This window comes from Hydrocarboniphaga sp., from assembly GCF_028291725.1.
In the GTDB taxonomy this organism is placed as follows: domain Bacteria; phylum Pseudomonadota; class Gammaproteobacteria; order Nevskiales; family Nevskiaceae; genus Hydrocarboniphaga.
The window spans coordinates 59,990-82,218 of the sequence record NZ_JAQGNT010000100.1; the positions used below are offsets into that span (position 1 = coordinate 59,990).

General features: G+C 68.7%; 14 protein-coding genes. 2 read left to right on the forward strand and 12 right to left on the reverse strand.

Annotated features, from left to right (window positions below; genetic code table 11):
* Positions 1–32: 32 nt before the first annotated feature.
* Complete coding sequence (locus tag JWQ90_RS26285) at positions 33–320, reverse strand: acylphosphatase (protein WP_299698041.1); 288 nt, start codon at positions 318–320, stop codon at positions 33–35.
* A 37-nt stretch (positions 321–357) separates the two neighbouring features.
* Here JWQ90_RS26285 and JWQ90_RS26290 point away from each other — a divergent pair, with 37 nt between their 5' ends.
* Positions 358–1,035, forward strand: a complete 678-nt coding sequence (locus JWQ90_RS26290) for a hypothetical protein (protein WP_299698042.1) — start codon at positions 358–360, stop codon at positions 1,033–1,035.
* A gap of 81 nt (positions 1,036–1,116) precedes the next feature.
* Here JWQ90_RS26290 and JWQ90_RS26295 read toward each other — a convergent pair whose 3' ends face one another.
* The 6 genes from JWQ90_RS26295 to JWQ90_RS26320 form a co-directional block, all read right to left on the reverse strand.
* The gene (locus tag JWQ90_RS26295; protein WP_299698043.1) at positions 1,117–2,046 is read right to left on the reverse strand and encodes a peptidoglycan-binding domain-containing protein; all 930 of its coding nucleotides are present in this window, start codon (positions 2,044–2,046) and stop codon (positions 1,117–1,119) included.
* Positions 2,047–2,069: 23 nt separating this feature from the next.
* Positions 2,070–3,044 (reverse strand): peptidoglycan-binding domain-containing protein, encoded by a 975-nt coding sequence (locus JWQ90_RS26300; RefSeq protein WP_299698044.1) that lies wholly within the window; start codon positions 3,042–3,044, stop codon positions 2,070–2,072.
* 164 nt (positions 3,045–3,208) lie between these two features.
* A complete protein-coding gene (locus JWQ90_RS26305) occupies positions 3,209–4,450 on the reverse strand; it encodes an MFS transporter (protein ID WP_299698045.1) in 1,242 nt (413 codons plus the stop codon).
* Between the two features lie 237 nt (positions 4,451–4,687).
* Positions 4,688–5,974, reverse strand: a complete 1,287-nt coding sequence (locus JWQ90_RS26310; RefSeq protein ID WP_299698046.1) for an OmpA family protein — start codon at positions 5,972–5,974, stop codon at positions 4,688–4,690.
* A gap of 211 nt (positions 5,975–6,185) precedes the next feature.
* Entirely contained in the window at positions 6,186–7,772 is a 1,587-nt protein-coding gene (locus JWQ90_RS26315) for a peptide chain release factor 3 (RefSeq protein ID WP_299698047.1), read from the reverse strand.
* A gap of 332 nt (positions 7,773–8,104) precedes the next feature.
* The gene (locus tag JWQ90_RS26320) at positions 8,105–10,567 is read right to left on the reverse strand and encodes a TRAFs-binding domain-containing protein (RefSeq protein ID WP_299698048.1); all 2,463 of its coding nucleotides are present in this window, start codon (positions 10,565–10,567) and stop codon (positions 8,105–8,107) included.
* Positions 10,568–10,719: 152 nt separating this feature from the next.
* Between JWQ90_RS26320 and JWQ90_RS26325 the strand changes: the two genes are divergently transcribed.
* Positions 10,720–13,731, forward strand: a complete 3,012-nt coding sequence (locus tag JWQ90_RS26325) for a TIR domain-containing protein (protein WP_299698049.1) — start codon at positions 10,720–10,722, stop codon at positions 13,729–13,731.
* Positions 13,732–13,756: 25 nt separating this feature from the next.
* Here the strand turns inward: JWQ90_RS26325 and JWQ90_RS26330 are convergent, their stop codons facing one another.
* From JWQ90_RS26330 to JWQ90_RS26350, 5 genes are all read right to left on the reverse strand, one after another.
* A complete protein-coding gene (locus JWQ90_RS26330) occupies positions 13,757–14,899 on the reverse strand; it encodes a hypothetical protein (RefSeq protein WP_299698050.1) in 1,143 nt (380 codons plus the stop codon).
* A gap of 71 nt (positions 14,900–14,970) precedes the next feature.
* Positions 14,971–15,891, reverse strand: a complete 921-nt coding sequence (locus JWQ90_RS26335; RefSeq protein ID WP_299698051.1) for a putative DNA-binding domain-containing protein — start codon at positions 15,889–15,891, stop codon at positions 14,971–14,973.
* Positions 15,884–16,717, reverse strand: coding sequence for a DUF692 domain-containing protein (locus JWQ90_RS26340; RefSeq protein WP_299698052.1), 834 nt, complete (start codon positions 16,715–16,717; stop codon positions 15,884–15,886). Before JWQ90_RS26340 ends, JWQ90_RS26335 begins: the two co-directional genes overlap by 8 nt.
* 19 nt (positions 16,718–16,736) lie before the next feature.
* Positions 16,737–17,051 carry a hypothetical protein gene (locus JWQ90_RS26345; protein ID WP_299698053.1) on the reverse strand — a complete coding sequence of 105 codons (315 nt, stop codon included), beginning with the start codon at positions 17,049–17,051 and terminating at the stop codon, positions 16,737–16,739.
* A gap of 142 nt (positions 17,052–17,193) precedes the next feature.
* On the reverse strand, positions 17,194–22,137 hold the full coding sequence (locus tag JWQ90_RS26350) for a diguanylate cyclase (RefSeq protein WP_299698054.1): 4,944 nt from the start codon (positions 22,135–22,137) through the stop codon (positions 17,194–17,196).
* Positions 22,138–22,229: the final 92 nt, after the last annotated feature.

Consider the following 22,229-nt stretch of genomic DNA (forward strand, 5'->3'; position numbering starts at 1 on the left):
GACACGCTGGCGCAGCGCTTTGGTGAAACGGACTACGAGTTGCGAACCTCGAAGTCGTCGAAGCCGGGCGAGTCCTCGCTTATCCATTCGAGCTGGTCCACCTGCGCCGCGGCCGGCCCCAGATGCAGCCAGGCGCGCAGTTGCTCCAGTGCGTCCGGCTCGCCGTAGGCGCAGCCCTCTACCGAACCGTCCTCGCAATTGCGCACCCAGCCGCGCAGGCCCAGCTCCAGCGCCTTGTGCCGCGTCGACTGGCGGAAGTAGACGCCCTGAACCCGTCCGTTCACGCTAAAGCGGTAACATAGCTTGAAGGCTGAGTTCATCGAGACACCGGTTCCGGGACGTCGCAGGAGTGCCGACATGGGCATGTTAAAACGCTGGCGCGAGCGCATCGACAAGCGCGGTGCCGATCATCGTCTTGCCGACGGCGATGCGACTCTGCCCGAACGCTTCGCGTTCTCGGCCGCGATTCCGGCCGGCAGCTTCGGCTCGCTGTGCCGCGTCGATCTGCAGCTGCTGCGCGAACCGCAGCAGGACGGCGAGCGCATGCATCTGCGCGCGCACTTCCAGACCAACTTCGCCTCGGTGCTCAGGCCGGCGCTGCTGCAGGCGGCCGGCGCGATGGCGGACGAGCCGTCCGCGTCGCGCGCGATCGAGCCGGCGGGCCGTGCCGCGCGGATCGCCCATGCCGGCCTGCAGAAAGTCCTGGCGACGCGCCTGGTGCAGCGCGTGGCCGCGCCGCTGCTGACGCACGACTTCAACACCTGGATGGAGATCCAGGCTTCGACCGAGCCGCTCGACGACGGCGCGCATTCGCTGGTGCCGCAGCAGGAGAGGCTCGCCGCGATGGGTATTCAACCCGCGCGCGGCATCGGTCCGCAGGCCGAGAACTGGTCGAGCCAAACGCCCAACGGCTATGCGCAGCTATCGCTGCTGCAGGTCGACAAGTCGCATCTGCCGCCGGAGCTGGCGAAGCACTTCGGCAAGCAGCCGTTCCAGCTGGCCGCGGCGATCGTCAATACCGTCGAGCGCAAGTAGCCTGCGTAGGTCGGCAATCCCTTGCCGACATGAGGCGGTGATTGCGCATCCGAGGGTACACGTCGGCAAAGGATTGCCGACCTACGGTGATTGGTTGACCCCTAGCGCCTGCAGGGTTTCGATGGTCAGACCACCCTGCGTCAGCTCGTTCCTGGCCTGGTAGGCGCGTAGTGCCTGCGTCGAACGAGAGCCCCAGCGGCCGTCGCTCGAGCCCGGATCGAATCCGTCTTTTGCCAGTGCCTGCTGCACGCGACGCAACAGCTGCGGTGTCGCGTTGATGTCGCAGACCATGCTGAACCACTGGTTGCGCGCCGCCGATATCTGGACGACGCGAGTGACGTCCTCGTAGACCGGCGGTGTCGGCACGCTGCGCTGGTACGCGGGCTCGACGATCTGGCGGACGCGCCGCGTGATCGTGCGCTCGGGCGCATCGACCAGCCTGGTTTCGGCCGGCGTAATCAAGTTCTTGTGACGCAGCGTTTTGTAGACCGCCGGCTGCGCGACCGGCTCGCTGCGCGCCGGCTCGACCAGCAGTTTGCGCTTCACGATCCGGTATTCGATCGGGCCTTCCACCGCGCACATTTCGCCAGTGACCGGATGTGGCTTCAGCACCGTGCCGGTGCGCGTCACCACGCGCTCTTCGACGGTCCTGTACTGCGCCGGCTGCACGCGATCATGCGAGCCGGCCGGCTTCACCAGCACCTGCTCCTCGACGACCTCGTATTCGGCCGGCCGGGTCACGACGCGGCGTTTGCCGGCCGGGCGCGTCTCGGTTTTCTCGACCCATTCGTAGCGCGCCGGCACCGTTTCGAAGCGCTCGCCGCCAGGCACTTTCAGCACTGATTCGGTCCGGCGCTCGTAGCGCGCCGGCTGCAGCCACTGCGCCCAGCATTCACCGGGCTGCGCTTTCGGCGGCTCGGCCAGCAGCAGGCCTGCGTCGGCCGGTGGCCCGGCTGCCTGCGCGGCCGTCACCATCAGGCTGGCCGCAAGCAGCAGTGCCGCGCGGTGCATGGGGCGCTTCAAGCTCGTTTCGCTCAGCTGTCGCTGGCACGTCCGGCGGAATGAACGCCGAGACGTTCGAGCGTCTCCAGCGTGATGCCGCCCTGGGCCATGCCCTGCGAGGCCTGGTAGCGGCGCACGCCATCGGCCGTGCCGCTGCCGATGCGGCCGTCGAGCGGGCCGCTGTAGTAGCCGGCGGATTTGAGTGCCTGCTGCAGCGCGCGCACGGTGTCCGGCGTCGCATTGGTTTCGCAGAGCACGCCGCGCCATTCCATGTGGCCGTCGGCGATTTTCTCTTGCCGGGTGAGGATCTGGTATTCGGCCGGGATCGCGATGCGGTTTTCGCGTGCCGGCTCGACGAGCCTGCGCACCTTGATGTTCTGGTACTGCGCCGGCACTTCTTCCTTGCGGACCTCGGCCTCTTTCACCAGCACCTGGCGGCGCACGGTCTGGTATTCGGCCGGGATTTCGCTGCGCCGCGTCGTCGCGGGCTGGTCGACTTCGCTGTGCGTGACCTCGCGATATTCGGCCGGACTCTCGACCAGGCACATGATGTCGCCAGTGAGGTTGTCGACTTTCTCGACCAGGCCGTGGCCGCGCTTCCATTGCTGGCTCGCCGGCTTCACCAGCTGGCGTTCGCTCGTCGTTTTATAAGTCGCCGGAACCTGCTCCAGCTTCTCGGCCGCCGGTTTGACCAGCAGTTGCTGCTCTTCCCATCGGTACTGGGCCGGTACGACTTCGACGATGCGCTCCGACGCCGGCTTGACCATCACCGTCTGCTCGTCCCATTCGTAGCGCTCGGGGATCACCTCGATGCGCTCGGACTCGGCTTTTTTCAGCACCGACTCGCTGAGCGTCTTGAACTGCGGCGGCGTGTAGACGCGGGCATAGCATTCGCCGACGCGTGCGCGCAGCGGCAGGCCGGTGTCGAAGACCGCTTCCTGGGCAAAGACGGGCGCAGCGACGAAGGCCGCCAGCACGCAGCCGGCGGCAAAACGATGGCGTAGCATGGACACTCCCTGGTGTCCGGCAAGCCTAGCGGTGTGACGCACGCACGCCAAGCAGACATTCCATACCGGTCCCCGATACTGGCCACTAGTTCGTAGGGCGGGTCATGACCCGCCGTTTTTCGGCCTGCGAGAAACAAAATCAAAACGGCGGGTCGCGACCCGCCCTACATAAGGCGCACCTTGAACAGCGCCCGCGAGCGCGTCCAGATGTAGCCGACCACGCCCAACGTCGCCATGCCGCCGGCGATCACCGACGGCACCGTGCCCAGCAGTTTCGCGGCCAGGCCCGACTCGAATGCGCCGAGTTCGTTCGACGCCGAGATGAAGATGCTGTTGACCGAGGCGACGCGGCCGCGCATGTGATCCGCGGGCAGGGTCTGCAGCAGCGTGTTGCGGATCACCACGCTGACGCTGTCGAAGGCGCCGCTGGCGAACAGCGCCGCAGCCGACAGCCAGAACGTCTTGGAGACGGCGAACGCCAGCGTCGCGACGCCGAAGCCGGCGACCACCAGCAGCAGCGTACTCCAGGGCCGGCGCGTCGGCGGATACCAGTTGCAGGCGATCACCGTGATCAGTGCGCCGGCGGCCGGCGCCGCGCGCAACAGGCCCAGGCCCTGCGGGCCGACCTTGAGAATATCTTCGGCAAAGATCGGCAGGATCGCGACCACGCCGCCGAACAGCACCGAGAACATGTCCAGCGAGATCGCGTACAGCAGGATCTTGGTCTTCCAGACGTAGGCGATGCCTTCGCGCAGGCTCGCCCACAGCGCGATGCCGGCCGGCGGCGACACCGGCTGCTTCTCGATGCGGCCGATCAGCACGATGTTGATCAGCACCATCGCCAGCACCACGATCAAGGTGCCGGTCAGGCCGACGCCGACGTACAGGAACCCGGCGAGCACCGGACCGGCGATCGCGCCCGCCTGGAAGAAAGTCGCGTTCCAGCTCGCCGAGTTGGAATAGATCTCACGCGGAATCAGGAACGGCCGCAGCGACGCCGATGCCGGCGAATAGATGCCGCGCGCCAGGCCGAGCATGAACACCGAGGTGTAGATGATGCCCAACGTCACCGGCTGCGACAGCATCGCCTGGGTCGACGGCAGCGTCGCGCAGAGCAGCAGCGCCGATCCGGCCGCGATCACCGCGCCGGCCATCTGCATCAGCCGGGTTTTTTCGCGGCGGTCGGCGAGATGTCCGCCGAACAGCGCCAGGCCTATGAACGGAACCGCTTCGGCGAGGCCGATCAGGCCCAGCGCCAGCGGATCGTGCGTCATCTGGTACAGCGCGTAGCCGAGCACCACGGCCTGGATCAGCACGCCGGTGGATAGCAGCAGGTTCGCCGTGATCAGCCGCCGGAACGGCGCGTGACGCAGGGCGGCGTAGGGGTCGTGGCGGGGGCTGCTCATGGAAGCCGCGCAGGGTACAGATTGATGCGGCGGATGTCTCGCGCGCGTCCCTCGATACGGCCCGCATGCGGGCCTACTCGGGAGGAACGGAGATCCGCGCAAAACCCCGTTCCTCCCGAGTAGTTCGCGCAGCGAACGTATCGAGGGACGGACGAGACCCCGCGTTCTTGAACGCCCACAAAAAAAGGCCGGACGGCTTGCGCCGTCCGGCCCTGGTTACAACGCGACGCTTGAGGCTTACTTCGCCAGCACGCGGAACTCGACGCGGCGATTCTGCGCACGGCCCTCGTCGGTGTCGTTGCTCGCAACCGGCTTGCTCTCGCCGTAGCCCTTCGCGGTCAGACGGCTGGCCGGGATGCCCTGGGTGACCAGGTAGGCCTTGACCGAGTTCGCGCGGGACTGCGACAGCTTCAGGTTGTACGCGTCGCTACCCTTGCTGTCGGTGTGACCGGCCAGCTCGACCTTCATCTGCGGATCGCTCTTCAGGCCAACCGCGACACTGTCGAGGACGGTCTTGCTGTCACCGGTCAGGGTTGCCTTGTTGAACTCGAAGTTGACGTTCTGCAGCACGATGGTCTGGGCTTCGCGGACGCAGCCTTCGGCATCGACCTTCAGGCCGTACGGGGTGTTCGGGCACTTGTCGGCATAGTCCGGCACGCCGTCACGATCGCTGTCGAGCGGGCAACCGCTGGCATCCACGGTGGCGCCACGCGGGGTGTTCGGGCACTTGTCGAGGTAGTCGGCAACGCCGTCACCGTCGGAGTCGACCGGGCAGCCCTGGGCATTGACCGGCGCACCGCGCGGGGTGTTCGGGCACTTGTCGAGGTAGTCCGGCACGCCGTCGCCGTCCGCGTCGAGCGGGCAGCCGCGGCTGTCGACCTGGACGCCGGCCGGCGTGTTCGGGCAGGCATCGTTCGGGTCGACCACGCCGTCGCCGTCGGCATCCAGCGGCTTGCGCTTGCCGATGTCGGCCTGCAGCGCGACGCCGACTTCGAGGTCGTACAGCGGGTCGTTGCCAGCGGAGGCATGGTCGCTGAACACCGCCACGTAGCGGCCTTCGGTGCGCAGCTTCAGGCCCTCTGTCAGCGGAACGAAGAAGCCGAGGCCGGCATTGGCGTAACCGCCGCCGGCGGTGTCGCCCTCGACTTTTTCACTGGTGTAGCCGCCGCCCGCGAGGACGAACGGCTGGAAGCCGCCGGTCGTGAACGGGAACAGGAAGTCGCCACCGGCGCCCCAGGCGGAATCCTTGCCGGAGCCGAGGTCGCGCTCGCCCTGCAGGCCGAACACATTGCCTTCGAACATCAGGCCGCTGTCCAGACGCGTGCCGATGAAGGCGCGAGAGCCCCAGCCGTCGCCCATGTTGCGGTTGGAATCGGGGTGATTCCAGAACGCGCCGCCGCCGACATAGGCTTTGGGCTCTTCGTAGCCGGCAGAATCATCTGCGGCGACCACTTTTTGCGTGAACCCGGCAACCGCGCAGAACGCGGCGGCCGAGAACGCTAGACAACGAAGTCGGGACGACATTGGCAACCTCCTGGTAAGAAAAAATCCCACAACAAACCTTTTTGAACTTGTTCGCCGCCAACCCAGGAAGAGCCCCCCCGATGTCGCGCCGGCCACACAACAGGCGCTATGGTTAGCTGAACCAATTAATTTAACCTGAACGCGGCCCTGAACGTGGTGTTTGTAAGCCCCGGTATCGAGAGCAAATTTTGCCCGATCCCTGATCTTTTTGTCAGGCGCCGCCGTGCTCTTTGGTATCCAGAAAACGCACGTCCGGATGGCGCTCCTGGGTCATCGAAAGGTTGACGCTGCTCGACGCCAGATAGACCCAATCGCCGTAGTGGTCCTTGGCGATTCGGGTTTCGTTTTTGTCGACGAAGGCCTTGAACAGTTTTTCGTCAGTCCCCGTGACCCAGCGCGCGCAATACACCTGCACCGGCTCGAAAACGCATTCGACGCTGTACTCGTCGCGCAGCCGGAACTGCACCACGTCGAACTGCAAAGTGCCGACCGCGCCGAGGATGATGTCGTTGTTGGTCAGCGGCCGGTAGACCTGGGTCGCACCCTCCTCGCTGAGCTGGTCCAGGCCCTTGTTCAGCTGCTTGGCTTTCAGCGGGTCCTTCAGCACCACGCGGCGGAACAGGTCCGGCGCGAAGTTCGGGATGCCGGTGAAGCGCAGTGCCTCGCCTTCGGAGAACGAGTCGCCGATCGCGATCGTGCCGTGGTTGTGCAGGCCGATGATGTCGCCCGGATACGCTTCTTCGACAGCTTCGCGGTCCGCGGCCATGAAGATCAGCGCGTGGTTCACCCGCACCGGCCCGCCGAGGCGCACGCTGTGCAGCGTCATGCCCTTGCGATACACGCCGGAACAGACGCGCAGGAACGCGACTCTGTCGCGGTGCTTGGGGTCCATGTTCGCCTGGATCTTGAACACGAAGCCGCTGAACTTGGGCTCGGTCGGCAGCACTTCGCGGCCTTCGGTGAGCCGCGGCAGCGGGCTCGGCGCCCAGTCGGTGAAACCCTTGAGCAGCTCGCGCACGCCGAAGTTGTTGATCGCCGCGCCGAAGAACACCGGCGTCAGCTTCGCGGCGCGGTACAGATCCAGATCGAAGTCGGTACCAGCCATCTGCAGCAGCTCGATCTCGTCCTGCAGCGTCTTGAACACCGCGCCGAAACGCTCCAGCAGGCCGGGCGTCGCGATGCCGTCGATGGTCTCGATTTCCGAGATCCGGTGCTTGTCGCCCGAATACAGATAAAAGCGGTCTTCGAGCAGGTGATACACGCCCTTGAACTCGCGGCCCATGCCCAGCGGCCAGGTGATCGGCGTGCACTGGATGCCCAGCACTTTCTCGACTTCGTCGAGCAGCTCCAGCGGCGGCCGGCCCTCGCGGTCGAGCTTGTTGATGAAAGTGATGATCGGCGTATCGCGCAGCCGGCAGACTTCCATCAGCTTGATCGTGCGGTTTTCCACGCCCTTGGCGCAGTCGATCACCATCAGCGCGCTGTCGACCGCGGTCAGCGTGCGATAGGTGTCCTCGCTGAAGTCTTCGTGGCCGGGCGTGTCCAGCAGATTCACGATCTTGCCGTTGTACGGGAACTGCATCACCGAAGTGGTGATCGAGATGCCGCGCTGCTGTTCCAGCGCCATCCAGTCGCTGGTCGCATGCCGCGTCGCCTTGCGGCCCTTGACGGTGCCAGCGAGCTGGATCGCGCCGCCGAACAGCAGCAGCTTTTCCGTCAGCGTGGTCTTGCCCGCGTCGGGATGCGAAATGATGGCGAACGTGCGGCGGCGCAGTGTCTCTTCGGCGACAGTGGACATTAGGACCTGCAGACAGTCATTGGATCGCTTCGCTGGCTAAAGCCAGCCCTTCGGGTTGCCGCCAACCATGCGGCCATCCATCGTTGCTCGTCGTCACCATAGTCAAACTATGCCTCCTCCTCGCGCCTTGTCTGACCGCATGGTTGGCGGCGACGCAGCGATCCAATGACTGTCAGCAGGCCCTCGCGGGCGGCTGAGGCCAAGACGGGGCCGCGGATTGTAGCCCTCGTCAACGTGAACCGCTCGTAGGTCGGCAATCCCTTGCCGACGTGAACCCTTCGATGCGCAACCGGGGCCTCACGTCGGCAAGGGATTGCCGACCTACGCTGATTTCACCGCCGCTCGCGCCGGTGGACCGCGAACAGCGGGTGCGCGCCGAACTTCTTGGCCAGCTCCAGCTCGCCGGCATATTCGGCCGAAAACCTATCCGGCGACTCCAGCATCAGCCGCGCGACGAAGGCGTCCGAGCCGAACACCGTGCCCGGCGGCGTCACCGGCTCGATGCGCGCGGCGAAGCTGATCTGCGACCCATAAAACACCGGCGTGCCGCGCAGCGCATCCAGGTCCTCGAACGCGGGCGCGTAGTGCGCGGCGACGCGCAGCTCCAGCTTGGACGCAACGCCGTTGGGGTCGCGGCGCTGCTGGTCCAGCGCCTGCAGGATGTCGGCCGCGATTTCGGCCGCCGTGCTGGCGTCCCGGGTCACCACGTGCAGCGCATCGCCCCAGGTTGCGCTGTGCAGCACGCTCTGGCCGTAATGGCTCAGCCGCGTGCTCATCGTGCCCATGACCTCGCGCCAGAAGCGCTGCATCTCGGTGTCGGGGATGCGGCCGAAGCCGGCAAAGTCCGCGAACAGGATGCCGACCATGCGCCGATTCGGAGCCGGCGGCGGGCCGTCAACGTATTCGCCGGGCTCGCCCGAGCGCAGGAACACGCGCTGATCCATGCGCTGCACCCACGCCGGCCGCCATTCGCAGCCGAGCCGCAGCGCGGTCAGCAGCGCGGCGCCCAGTGCGGTGCAGGCCAGCTGGTGCGCGCGCCACTCGGCCTCCTCGTCGAGGAAGCCGGGCACGATCGCAAGGCGCTGCGCGCGATCGACCACGCGGCGCAGCCGCGCCGCGGTGGCTTCGCCCCAGCGCGAGCTCCACTCGGCGTGCGCGTCGGCGGCCGGTTGCGACAGCAGCGGATACAGATGCGCGCCGCGCTCCAGCAGATGCTCGGCGACATCCAGATCCACCGTGTCGAGCAGCGCCATGAAGACCAGCGCGCCGGGCGGAATATCGGCCTCGATGCGCAGTTCGCGCGCCGCGGCACTCAATGCGGCTCCGCTGTCCGGCCGGCGGCGCAGCAGCAGCAGCGGCGGCATGCGCAGATTCGCCAGCACCGAGGGGTCGGCCGCCAAGCGCTCGCACAGGCGCCGCATTTGCTGCAGCGTGCGGCCGCGGCGGACCACGTCGTTGACGCACAGCTCGTTGGCCTGCTGCAGCCGCTCGCGGCACTGCGCCTGGTCGCCCAGGTGCAGCGCCGCTTCGGCGCCCGACACCAGATGAAAGAACTGCTCGGATTCCGAGGCCGGGCGCAGCTCGGCCAGGCGCGTCCGCACTTGCTGCGCGACATCGCGCGCCTGCGCCGGCTGGCCGGCCATCAGCAGCATCGTCGCGGCATTGATGCCGCTGTACGGCCCGCGCCAGCGGCGGAAAGAATCCGAATAGACTTCTGCCGAACGCAGGAAATGCGCGCTCGCGTCGCCGCCTCCGGCCAGCGCCAGGTCTTTCTCCAGCCGTCCCTGCAGCGCAAGCCAGTCCTCGTCCAACTCCTGCGGTTCCAGCGCCAGCCGGCCGTAGTGCTCCAGCGCGAGCTGGGTGCCGCCGACGTTGGCCAGCGCGAGCAGCCGCAGGTATTCCATGCGCCGCGATACCAGGCCGCGCTTCAACGCCCGCGACAGCAGGTCGTGGCAACGCAGGTCGTTGCCGTCGCGCATCGCCGCCTCGGCCTGCGCCAGCACCGCGGCGGCTTCGTCGTTGGCGGGGCCGGCGTCGCGCGCGGGCTGCGCGTCGGTATCAGTGAAGGCGACGCCGGGGTCGATCACGATCAGCGGCCGATGATGGTTGCGGTGCTGATCATCCGGCGCCAGCGTCGACAACGGCAGCGGGATCCGCTGCGGATGGCGGCGCCATTCCACGACTTCGGCGGTGCCGCCGGGTTCGCCGAGTTTTTGCGAACGCAGCACCGCGATCAGCACGTCGGACTGCTCGGCCAGGCAGGCCGCCAGCGCGCGATATTGCTGGGTGCGCCATTCGGCGGAAGCCGCGAGCACGTCCAGATCGGCGGCGTGCGCGTCGTAGAGCGTCACGCGCCATTGCGCTTCTTCGAGCAGGCGCATGATCGCCGCGTGACAGCGCTGGCGTACGTCGTCGGACAAGCTCTGGCCCTCGGCTTCGGCGCGCAGGATCCAGTCGCGATACAGCCATTCCGGCGGCACCGGCAGCAGCGCGACGCTGGCGCAGGCGACGCCATGGCGCTGAAACCATTCGAGTGCGCTGCGATGAAAGACCAGGTCGATGCCCGGCGCGGCACCGGTCATCAGCACCACTTTGCCGGCGGCGGACTGCCGCCGGATGTCGGGCAGCACGCGCCGCAGCAGGTGCGCGGTGGTGTGGGTTTCTTCGTCGGCCGACAGCAGCAGGTGGCCGGTGCCACCGAGCAGCAGCGCCGCGTCGGCACCCGCGCGCGCGTAGCCGCGCCGCAACAGCAGCCACTGCCTGATGCCGATGTCGCTGCTTTCCGCCGAATTCACTTCGCGTCGATTGCCTTGGCCTTGCACTGCAGTCTAGTACAGTGACCTACGAGCTGAGTTCGTATCGCTAAATTCCGATAGACGCGCGCAGCTACGCTGTCCACACTCGATACGGGGCGAAAAAAGCGGCACCTTAGCGGCGAGGGGGACATTTGTCTGAGCAGCCGTACCGGTATTGGGCGTTCATCAGCTACAGCCATCACGACGCGCGTGCGGCGGAGCAGCTGCGCCGCTGGCTGGAGCGTTACTCGGTGCCGCGCCGCCTGGTCGGCCGCGCGTCACCGGCCGGAGCGCTGCCGCGCCGCCTGTTCCCGATCTTTCGTGACCGCGACGAGTTGCCGAGTTCGGCCGAACTCGGCGGCGTCATCAATCGTGCGCTGCTCGCGTCGCGCTATCTGATCGTGGTGTGCTCGCCGCAGGCCGCAGCGAGCCACTGGGTCAACGAGGAAATCCGCCAGTTCAAGGCCATGGGCCGCGCCGATCGCGTGCTCGCGCTGATCGTCGACGGCGAGCCCAACGCCGTCGATCCGGCGCATGAATGTTTTCCGCCGGCGCTGCGCTGGGACGACGATGCCGCCGACAGTTCCACGCGGACGCCGATCGAGCCGATCGCCGCCGATGCGCGGCGTAGCGGCGACGGCGAATCGCTGGCGCGGATCAAGCTGGTCTCGGGCCTGCTCAACGTCGGTCTCGACGAGCTGCTGCGCCGCGAACGCCGCCGCCTGCTGCAACTGCGCCTCGCCTGGTTCTTCGGCCTCGCCACGGCCGCTGCGCTGGCGGCTTCGGCGCTGGTGCTGCAGCAGCGCGAATACGCGGCGCGCGAGCGTGCGGCGACGTTGTCGCGACTGGTCGAGAATGGCCGCGGCGAGCTGCTCGCCGGCGCGCAGATGCGCGCGGCGGTGTACTTGTCCGAGGCCTATCGGCAGGGGGTCGACACGCCGGCGCTGCGTTTCATGCTGCGCCAGGCGATGCAGCCGATCGACGCGCTGACCCAGGTGATCGACAACGGCGAGTCGGTGCGCGCGATGGCGCTGAGCCGCGACGACCGCAGCCTGGTCACTTTGTCCAGCTCCGGCGAGCTGCGTGTCTGGTCGCAGCCATCCGGCCGTGAGCTGGCGCATCTGCCAGTTCCGGACTTCGCAAGCAGCCAGGCGTTCTGCGGCCCGCTGCTGAGTGACGACGGCAGCCGGCTGATGTTCGCCACCGTCCCCAGCGATGGCGGCGCCGCGTTGTTGCAGGTCTGGTCGCTGCCGGACGGCGCGCGCCTGCTGCAGGTGCCGATGGCGAATTTCAACTGCACCGTGACGGTGCCTTTCAGCCCCGACGGCTCAAAGCTGCTGGCGATCGCACCGAACGGCCGGCCCACAGTGTGGCCGCTGGCCGGCGGCGCCGCGTGGTCCGCGCCCGGCGCCGAAGGTAGCGAGGCCACCGCGGTGAGTTTCAGCGCCGACGGCCGCTGGCTCGCCGCCGGCTACCGCGACGGCAGCGTGCTGCTGTGGGAGCCCGGCAACAACAGGCCGGTGCTGCGCCTGACTGGCCTGGGCCAGACCGTCATGGGTATCGATTTCCAGCCGGCGGGCGATGTGCTGGTGGCCAATGGCGTCGACGGCGCCATGCGCGGATGGACCGTACCCGACGGCCACATCGCGTTTGCCGGCGGCCATGCCCAGCCGATCTACCAGATGCAGTTTGCGGCCGCCGCCAAGCGCCTGTTGACGCTGGGATCGGACGGCGAGCGCGTCTGGCGCACCGACAACGGCAGCCTGGTCTATGCCAGCGGCAGCAGCAACCGTTTTGCGTCCAGCTCGCTGCGCGCCGACGGCGAGCAGCTGGCCCGGGTCGAATGGCGCCAGACCGTGGTGTCGGACGTCATCAGCTCGAAGCCGCTGTTCACGTTCAACGTCGACGCCACCGTGGCCTTGTTCACCGGCAGCGGCGCGCAGCTGATGAGCGCCGACCCCGACGGCCATATCGCGATCTGGAGCGAGCGCTTCCGGCCGGTGGCCAGCGCCTGGCATGGCCCGCGCGTCGGTCAGCCGCCCACCTGGTGGTCGCCGCTGGTGGCCTTCGCGCAGCTGTCCGACGGCCGTGTGCTGAGTGGTGGCCCGGATGGCCGCCTGCTGCTGTGGAACGGCCGGGATCTCGTGCCGGTCGGGCGCTTGGCGGATCAGGGCGCGGCCATCAGCGTGGTCGCGGCGACGCCGGACGGCCAGCGCGCCGCCGCCGCGGACGTCTCCGGCCGCATCGAGCTGTGGGATCTTGCCAGCGGCCGGTCGCTGCAGCGTTTCGACCTGCCGGGCCATTTCATCTCCAAGCTGCTGATCAGCCCGGACGGGCACTACCTGTTCGCAGCCGACCGCTCCAACCACGGCTATCTGTGGCGTACCGACGACGGCCGGCGCCTGGCGGACTACGCGATGGACTCGCGCTTTGCCGCGGATTTCAGCGAGGACTCGACGCACCTGGCGATCGGCGTGCAGCACCGCGTACAGACCATCGCGCTGGCCTCGCTGACCACCGAGCTGAGCGAGTCTCTGGCAGCGAGCGACCCACCCGTCGGCTGCCTGAAGTTTGCGCCGGCATCCGATGCGCTGGTGGCGATGGCCGACGACGAGAGCGGCGCGGCGCGCTGGGTTTCGTTGCGCGGCAGCGAGCGCCGGCAGCTGAGCATCGACGGCGCCACCGGCTGCTTCAAGGCGGAGTTCGAGCGCAGCGGCGAGCGGGTGCTGCTGCAGCAGGGCGGATCTTCGGTTTCGATCTGGGAGCCGCGGAGCAATCGCCTGCTCAAGCTGGGCGAACACGCGGGCCCGATCTTCGACGCGCACTGGAGCCCGGACGGCCGCTTCGTCGTCACCGGCGCGCTCGACGGCCTGGCCGACGTCGCCGACAGCTACGACGGCAAGCTGTTGCAGAAACTGGCGGTCCACGCCGGGCAGGTGTCGGCGGCGGCGTTCTCGCTTGACGGCGTCACGGTTTACAGCGCCGGCGACGACGGCCGCCTGCAGGCCTGGGAAGCCGGCCTGGAAACCCGGCCCGCCGTCGAGATCGCCAGCAAGGTCGCCTGCATCAGCCCGTGGCGGCTCGACGGCACCGCGCTGATCACGCAGTCCGTCGATCTGAGGAACTGCGTCGGGGCCGAACCCGCCGCGGCGCGCAAGCCATGAAGCGGGCGGGCCTCGACTTGGCGCCTCACCAGGATTTCGCGAGATTCCAGTACACCGCGCCGCCGCTCAGATTGGGGTCGGCGCTCTCGTTCCAGCGGTAGCTCAGATTCGCGTTGACCAGGTTGGACAAGCCCAGCCGCTGCTGCAGCCAGGAGCGCAGATCCAGGCCGACCGCGACCTGGTCGACCGGGCTCGCGGCGCCGGGCACGTACCACAGCGGATCGGCGTCGCGCTGCCAGCCGGCGGTGACCGCGACATTGGCGATTTCGCGGCGCAGATTCGCCTGTGCGACCCACTGGCCCGCCTCGGCGCCATCGATCTCGGTGACCCGGCGCACACCGACCGCGGTGTCACCGGTCCAGGGGCCCGCCGAGCGGGTCTGCGACAGCTGCAGTTCATAGCCCGAGGCAGCCGGGCCGGTGCTCTGCTGCATCGTTGACGGCAGTGTCTCGAGCATCGTGAATCGCAGGCGGCCGGATCGATCCGCCGGGCCAAACTGCCAGGCGCCACTCCAGCTGTCGACACCCAGCCCGCCGGCAACGCGATCTGGGGCGTTGACGCTGCAGCTGCGCGCGCCGAACTGCAGCGACTGGTCCGCCGCGCCGAGCACGCCGAGGCCCAGCTGCACTTTGCCGCCCAGGCTGCAATCCAGCGGTGTCGCCGGGTCCGCGACGCTACGCTGGGTCGCGGCCCATTGCAGCTGCAGGCTCAGCGGCGAAGTGGTCCACGCCAGCTGCGCCTGGTGCTGCTCGCGCCGCTGCGTATCGCCGGCCGAGGTCAGCGTGCTGCTGTCGACAGTGTTGAAGCTCAGGCTCGGCTTGCCGCCGGCAACGCTGGGCAGCGCCGTCGCCACCGATTGCGTGAACGCACCGCCGCCGATTTGCGAGGGCGCCGCTAGCAGCGGCGCGGTTTGAGGATGATCGGCCAGCCGCGGCAGCAGGTCGCCGCCCTGGATCGCGTAGCCCGCCTGGTAATTGACCAGATCAAGCGGCCCGGCAACGCTGACGCGGCTGTCGATCCAGTTGCTGCTGGGCGCGTCGCGGTCGGCGATGACGCCGCCGATGCTGAGCTGCGGCGCGCGGGTGTCGGGAGCCTTGTCGGGGACCGGGGGTGCCGCAGCGCAGCCGAGCAGCAGCGCGGCGGCACAACAAAACGGCAGGGGGCGCATCGCTGAAATCAATCGACCATCCTTGGTCTTTCCATCGCGTCGGCTTGTGGACCGCTGATGCCACGCAAGATTCAGGCAGAACGCGAACCCAGGATGATGTCGCGCTGGACCAGGCCGTTGAGCAGCGTCGAGCCGGCCTCGACGATCGCGTCCGGATCGGCGTTGTCGAGTTCGACGGCCAGTGTCTGCAGCAGATCGCGCGCGCTGAGCTGGGGCTGCGATTCGATCGCGCGCAACAGCAGCAAGGTCAGCGCATTGATCTCCATGAAGCGCACTTCGTCGCCGCGGTTGCGGTACACGCACAGATAGGTCGCATCGGCCGGCGCACTCTGCGGCTGATGCTCCATGCCGATGCGATGCACCGGGTAGCGATAGCTCAAGGTCCAGGCCAGCGGCGACAGCTGTGGCGGCCGCTCGAACGAGAACGGCAGCTCGGCTTTCAGCTCCGTGGGATCGCTCGCCAGCGCCAGCTCCACCCATTCGTAATGGCACAGCTCCGCGATCCAGCCCGGATCGCCGCCGCGTTCGCCGGCACTAGCAGCCTGTCGGGCTTGGGAGATCGTAGCGAGGGTTTGGCCTGCTGTGTCCAAGCTGTGGGCGACTGAGGAAAATATCGAGTCATATTTGACGAGGGCGCCCGCAGCTTGGGCGCAGCGGGCCGAAGCCGCAGTAGATCTTGCCAAGCCCGACAGGCTGCTAGCGTCGAGCCAGGCGATGAAGTCTTCCGGCAGATGGCGCAGCTCCGGGTTCTGGCAACGATGTTCGGCGACAAAGCGGCGCAGGCGCGCATGCCAGTCGTCATCGCCGCAGATCGAGCGCAGCACCGGGAACGTGCCGGCCAGCGTGCGCTCGATGTTGTTGTAGACCAGGCGTCGGTAAACCTGCAGCGCCGCGGGCGAAACGCCGTCGGGCGCATCGAGCTGCGGATCGCGCAGCGCGGCCGTCAGTGCGTACTGTGTTTTCGCGAGCGCCGTCGCGGCTGCGCTAGACATGCATCGGCTCGTTCATGGCGCGCGCCTGATGCGCGCGCAGCGTCTGCAATTCTGCCAGCAGCTGCGGCCACGGCGGCAGATTGAAGTCGCGCTCGAGCACGGTCGGCAGCACGCCGAAGCGCGCATACGCATGATCCAGCAGCGCCCACACCGGCGCGATCACCGCCTCGCCATGCGTGTCGATGCGCAGGCCGTCGGCCTGCAGCTGATGCCCGGCGACATGCAGGCCGCGCACCCGGCCGAGCGGCAGCGAGTCGATCAGCGCGCTCGCGTCCTCGCCGTGATTCATCGCGTTGACGTAGACATTGTTGACGTCGAGCACCAGATCGCAGTCCGCGCGCTCGATCACCGCATTCAGAAACTGCGCTTCGCTGAGTTCTCCGGGCAGACGTGCATAGGCGCTGATGTTCTCCAGCGCGATGGTCCGCTCCAGCACGTCCTGCACGATCGCGACGCGCCCGGCCAGGTGCTCGACCGCCTCGTCGGTGAACGGCAGCGGCAGCAGTTCGTAGAGCTGGCCGTCGTCGCTGCAGAACGACAGGTGATCGCTGTAGTCGGCGATATCGTGCGCGTCGAGGAAGCCGCGCAGGCGCCGCAGCCAGTCCAGATCCAGCGGGGCCGGCCCGCCGATCGACAGCGCCAGGCCGTGCGCGCGCAGCGGATAGCGCTCGCTCAGCGCGCGAAAACGCCGGCCGAGCGCGCCGCCGACTTCCATCCAGTTTTCCGGCGCGGCCTCCAGAAAGTCCGGCGCGCCCAGTGCCTCATCGGCCTGCGCCAGCGGATCGAGCAAAGCCCGCCGCAGGCCGAGTCCGGCCGCTACCGTCATCGGGTCGCTGCGCGCGCTGCTACTTCTTGGCCGCCGGCGCAGGCTGCTGCTCGCTCGCAACTTTCTGCGCAGCCTTGGCGTCGGCCGCCTTGGCATCCGCGCTCTTGTCCGAGGCCGCGCCGCCCATGTCACCGCCGCAGCCGCCTTCGCCGCAGCTGTGCTCAGCCTGCTTCTTCGAGGCGGCCGCATCATCCGCCGAGGCGAGCGTATAGCCCGACGCCAGGTCCGTGGCCTGAAACGTCGGTGCTGCCGCCTGCGCGCCGATCGCGCCCAGGCCCAGGCCGGCGCCGATCAGCCGCGCCAGCGGCCGGTTGCGGAGGGTCGGTTTGTTCATCGGTAAAACTCCAGAGAAAAGCTCGAAGCCCATGATGGTACCCAGCCGCCGCCGCTGGAACCACCCGTAGGTCGGCAATACCTTGCCGACGTGCACCCTACGATGCGCAATCACTGCCTCACGTCGGCCAGGGCTTGCCGACCTACGACGGCGCTACCACGACGCGGTCGCGTCCCTGGCGCTTGGCCTCGTACAAGGCCGCGTCGGCCAAACTCACGAGCCGGGCAGCGGTCTGGTCTTCGGCCGGCACCAGCACGGCAATCCCGATGCTCACGGTGACGATGCCGCGATCCGCGCCGCCGTGGATCTTGGCCAGCGCGGCGACGGCGGCGCGGCTGCGCTCGGCCAGCGGCAGCGCCATGTGCATTTCCGCGTCCGGCAGGATCAGCGCGAACTCTTCGCCGCCGTAGCGCGCCGCCAGATCGATGCCCTGGCGTACGCTGCCGGCCAGCGCCGCGGCCACGCCGCTCAGGCAGACATCGCCTGCGGGGTGGCCGTAGAGATCGTTGTAGCGCTTGAAGTGATCGACATCGATCATCGCGATGCCGAGCGAGCGGCGCATGCGCAGCGCCCGCCGCCATTCGCACTCCAGGGTTTCGGTGAAGCGCCGGCGGTTGGGCAGCCCGGTCAGCTCGTCGGTGAGGCTGAGCGTCTCCAGCCGCAGATTGGCGGACTCCAGGGCCTGGGTGCGCTCGATCACCTTGCGCTCCAGCGAGGCGTAGAGCAGTGCATTCTCCAGCGATACCGCGAGCTGGCCGGCGACCAGCTGCACCGCGTCCAGGCGCCAGGCCGAGAACGCGGCGCTGCTCAGCCGGTTCTCCAGCACCAGCATCGCGCGCATCACACCCTGCATCAGCACCGGCACGATCAGCAGCGAGCAGCGTTGCAGCGTCGCCAGATACGGGTCGTGCGCGAAGCGGTCGTCGCGGGTGGCGTCTTCCACCAGCAGCGTCGCGCCGCTGCGCTCGGTGTAGCGCAGCGCCGACAGCGGCAGCAGCGCTAGCGCCTCGGGCTCGTCGAGCGCCAGCATGTCGGCGCCCCGATCCGTGGCCCGCACCAGCGCCCAGCCCGAGGACGCTTCGGAGCGCATCACCAGCTGCACGCCGGAGGCGCCGGTCATCGCGCCGAGCGCTTCGTCGAGGCGCAGCCGCAGCCGCGCCATGCTGGTTTCCGAGCTGAGCGCCTGCGACACCCGCAGCACCGCCAGCATGTCGATGGAATCGACCGAGACGCTGCCTTCGTCCGTGGTTTGCGAGTACGAGCCGGAATGGGGGCCGTGGCTGGAGCGAGTGGGCCCCGCTTGGTGCATCGACTGCAGCAAAGGATGGCCGCGTTCCAGCTCGGCAAGCTTGGCGGCCGCGCCCCAGGCGCGGTATTCGCGATAAGCCTCGGCGAGCAGCTGCCGGCTGCGATGCGTCAGCCCCTGTTCGAGGTGGAAGGCGCTCGCGCGCTCGGCGATCAGTGCGCGATGCCAGACGCGCGAGCGCGCGAGCGCCTCGTGCAGCGCGCCGTCGAAGGCGCGTGCGGCGGCCCAGGTGTCGCCGCGGCTCCAGGCGCGTTCCGCCTGAGCCAGCAGCGACAGATGCAGGAAATTGGCGGGCGCATCGGCGGCGCGATCCGCCAGAAAGTCCACGCAGCGGTCCAGTTCCATCGCGGCCTCGGCGCGCTGCCCGACAGGGCCGCTGCGCGTGCGCTCGGCGCAGGCCAGGGCCTGCAGCAGATGCGCGGTGGCGGTGCCGGGCGTGCTCTGGATGTAGGGCAGCAGCGGCATCGCCGCGGCGGCGTGGATCAGCAGATCGTCGGTGTGGCCGAAAATCGCGGCACTGATGGCGCGGGCGATGTGGAAGTTGGCGGCGGCGGTGGGATTGAGCGCCAGGCCTTGCAGATAACGCGCCTGCTCGAAATCGGCATCGTCAAAGCTGCCGGGCGCGGTGGTGCTGCCGGCCAGCGAGCGGCACAGCTGCCGCCACGCCAGATAGGCCGCTGCCGCCTGGTCGTTGCCGGTGCGCGCGGCGAAGGCCAGCCCGGCCTGCGCGTCCGCCAGTGCGCTCTCGAACCGCGGTGCGCAGTCGAAGATGATCTGGATCGAGACGTAATAGGTGAAGCAGGCGTTCTGCAGATCGCCGCCGCGCATCAGCCCTTCGTGAGCGCGCTGTGCCTGCTGCAGGTTGTCTTCGAGCGAGCCGGACCAGTGGCCGCTGCCCAGCGAGAACAGAAACCGCGCCTGCGAGGTTTCCGGCTCATAGCCGCGCGCCTCGCCGTAGGCCAGCACGCGGCGGGTCACGCGGTCGCCGGTGCGATAGTCCTGGCGCAGCGCCATCATCACGAAGGGCACGTGGGCCAGCGGCCCGATCAGCGCCGCGCAGGGGCCGTAGTCGGTCCAAAGCCGGTGCGCTTCGGTAGCCAGCCAGGCCATCATCACCTGGTCGCCGAAGAACGACGGCGGCATCAGGCGATTGATCATGCGCGCGGTGGCCAGCACGCGCCGATCGCTCATCTCCGCGGTAGCCGGCGGCTCGCGGTTGCTCCAGTAGTAGATCCGCTTGAGCCCGGCTTCGATGGCGCCGGGCAGCGATTCCGGCGGCGGCACCGGCAGGCCGAGCCGCAGCAGCGCCTGCCGGCCGAGCGCGAGCGCATCCGGAATGCGGCCGCGGTTGGTGAGGCTGCTCACCTGCACGCAGGCGGCCTCGTCCCAGGCGCAAGGCTCGGCACCGAGCGGCGCGAGCGTGGCGAAGACGCCGTCGGCATCGTCGAGCCGGCCGAGGTTGTAGAGCGCCGCATGGCGGCCTGCCTGCAAGGGCGCGATCAGGCTGTCGTCCGCTTGCGGCAGCCGCAGCAGCAGCTGCAGCGCGGCATCGAGATAGCGCTCGACCCGCACGTGGTTGGCCAGCAGCTGGGCGTGCGCCGCGCCGGCCTGCAACAGCGCTGCGGCGCGGCGCCATTCCTGCGCATCGGTGAGCGCATCGCCCGCCGCCAGATACTGCTCGGCGGCGGCCGGCGCGTGAACCGGCAGCGTCGCCAGCCGGCGCGCGAGCCGCAGATGCGTCTGTTGCCGATCGATGGCCGGCTGGCGGGCGTAGGCGGCCTGCTGCACGCGGTCGTGGGCAAAGCGCAGCGCGCCGTGCTCGGCCGGTGTCAGCACGCCGTCTTCCAGCGCCGGCAGCAGCTGCCGTTCCAGCTCGGCTTCGGACAGGCCGCTGGCCGCCTGCAGCAGCTCGTACGACACCTCGCCGCCGAGGCAGGCCAGGGTTTCCAACAGCGCGATCGCCGATGCCGGCAGCCGCGCGATGCGTGCCGCGAGCGCATCCAGCACGTTGCCCTGGCCGACGAAACGGCGGATCGCGTTCTCGTCCCAGCGCCAGCCGCCCTGGTCCGGCACCAGCGCCGCGTCCTGGCGCAAACCGGCGAGCAGCTCGACGGTGTCGTAAGGGTTGCCATCGGTGCGTTCGGCGATCAGCCGCGACAGCGCCGAGGCTCGGGCCGGCGGCAGGCGCAGCATGCGGCCGACCAGCGCGTCCAGCTGCTGCTGCGGCAGATTGTCCAGATGCAGCAGCAATGGCGTGTGGCCGAGCCGCTGCCAGCGCTGCAGCTTCTGCGTCAGCGGCTGCCCGGCCGTCAGCTCGGCGTCGCGGTACGCGCCCACCAGCAGCACGCCGCGCAGCGTCGGGTCCAGCAGCACCGCTTCGAACAAGCCCAGCGGCGTCGCCGCCGCCCACTGCAGATCGTCGATGAAGATCACCAGCGGCCGCTCGGCCGATGCCGACGATCGAAGCAGCGCCATCGCGCACTGGATCAGCCGCTCTTCGAGCGCGGAATTGAATTCGATCGCGGCTTCCGGGGCTTCCGGCTGCGCATCCAGCAGGCGTGTCAGCAAGGGCTGCACCGCTGCCGCCAGCCCGGCGTTGGTACCCAGCGCCGCCAGCAGGCGCGAGCGCAGCGCGACCAGCTCGGCCTCCGGCTCGGCCATCATCAGCCGGCACAGCGCCTCCAGCGCCTGGCGCACCGCGTCGGAGGCGACGTCCTGGCGATACTGGTCGAACTTGCCCGACACGAACCAGCCGTGGTGGGCGGCGACCAGCGGACGCAGTTCGTTGATCAGCGCGGTCTTGCCCACGCCCGGCGCGCCGGCGACCAGCAGCACCTGGCTGCGGCCACCGACCGCGTCCTCGAAGCCCTGGCGCAGCGTGGCCAGCTCCGCTTCGCGGCCGATCAGTTCGGACGGCGCCGACAGCCGCAGCGGGAAATCCCGCGTCGCCAGCACCAGCGGCTCCGGCGCGTCGCTGGTCAGCGAATCACGCATCAGCATCAGGTCGTACTGCAGGCCTTCGGCGCTCTGATAGCGGCGGTCCGGTTCTTTCTCCAGCAGCCGCATGATGATGTCGGACAGCGCCTGCGGAAGCGCCGGCTGCAAGCGGATCGGCGCCACCGGCGCACGCGCGAGCAGGTCGCGGATCAGCTCCAGCGGATCGAGGTCGGCGAACGGCAGGCGGCCGGTCGCGAGTTCGTAGAGCATCGCGCCCAGGCCCCAGAGATCGGCGCGCGCGTCCACCGAGCGCCCGGTGCGGCCGGTCTGCTCCGGCGCCATGTAGGCCAGCGTGCCGGCGATCTGGTTCGGCGCCACGAAGCCGAGGCGCTCCTGCGTGAACGTGGTCGCCAGGTCGAAATCGATCAGCATCACGTGGCCGCTGGGCGAGCGCAGGATGTTGGCGGGATTGACGTCGCGATGCACCACGCCGCGGCGATGCAACTCGGCCAGGATGCCGGCCAGCTGCAGGGCGATATCGGTGAGTTCGGCGACCTCGGGGCGCAGCCCGCTCAGCGGCCGGGCGCCGGCGAACGCCTCCGGCTCCTGCAGCAGCAGCACATCGTCGGCAGCCGGCTGCGCCGCCAGCTGCGGCACGCCGGCCATGCCGGCCAGCCGTTCCAGGATGCGCCGCTCGTGGCGCGAGCGCTCAGCGCCCTGCGGCCCCAAAAATTCCTTGCAGACGACACGGTCTTCTGCCGCCGGCGCCTGGCGTCGACGGCTGATACGCGTGCGTTCCGATTCGTATAGCGGCTCCTGTAGCGCCGCACTGGTTTTGCTCATCCTCGATCTCCACCCGCCCACCCACGGGTTGAAACCCCGCTTTGCCGCTGTGCAATAGCAGGCTTTGGCCGCCCCCGCGCTGTCTGCCGACG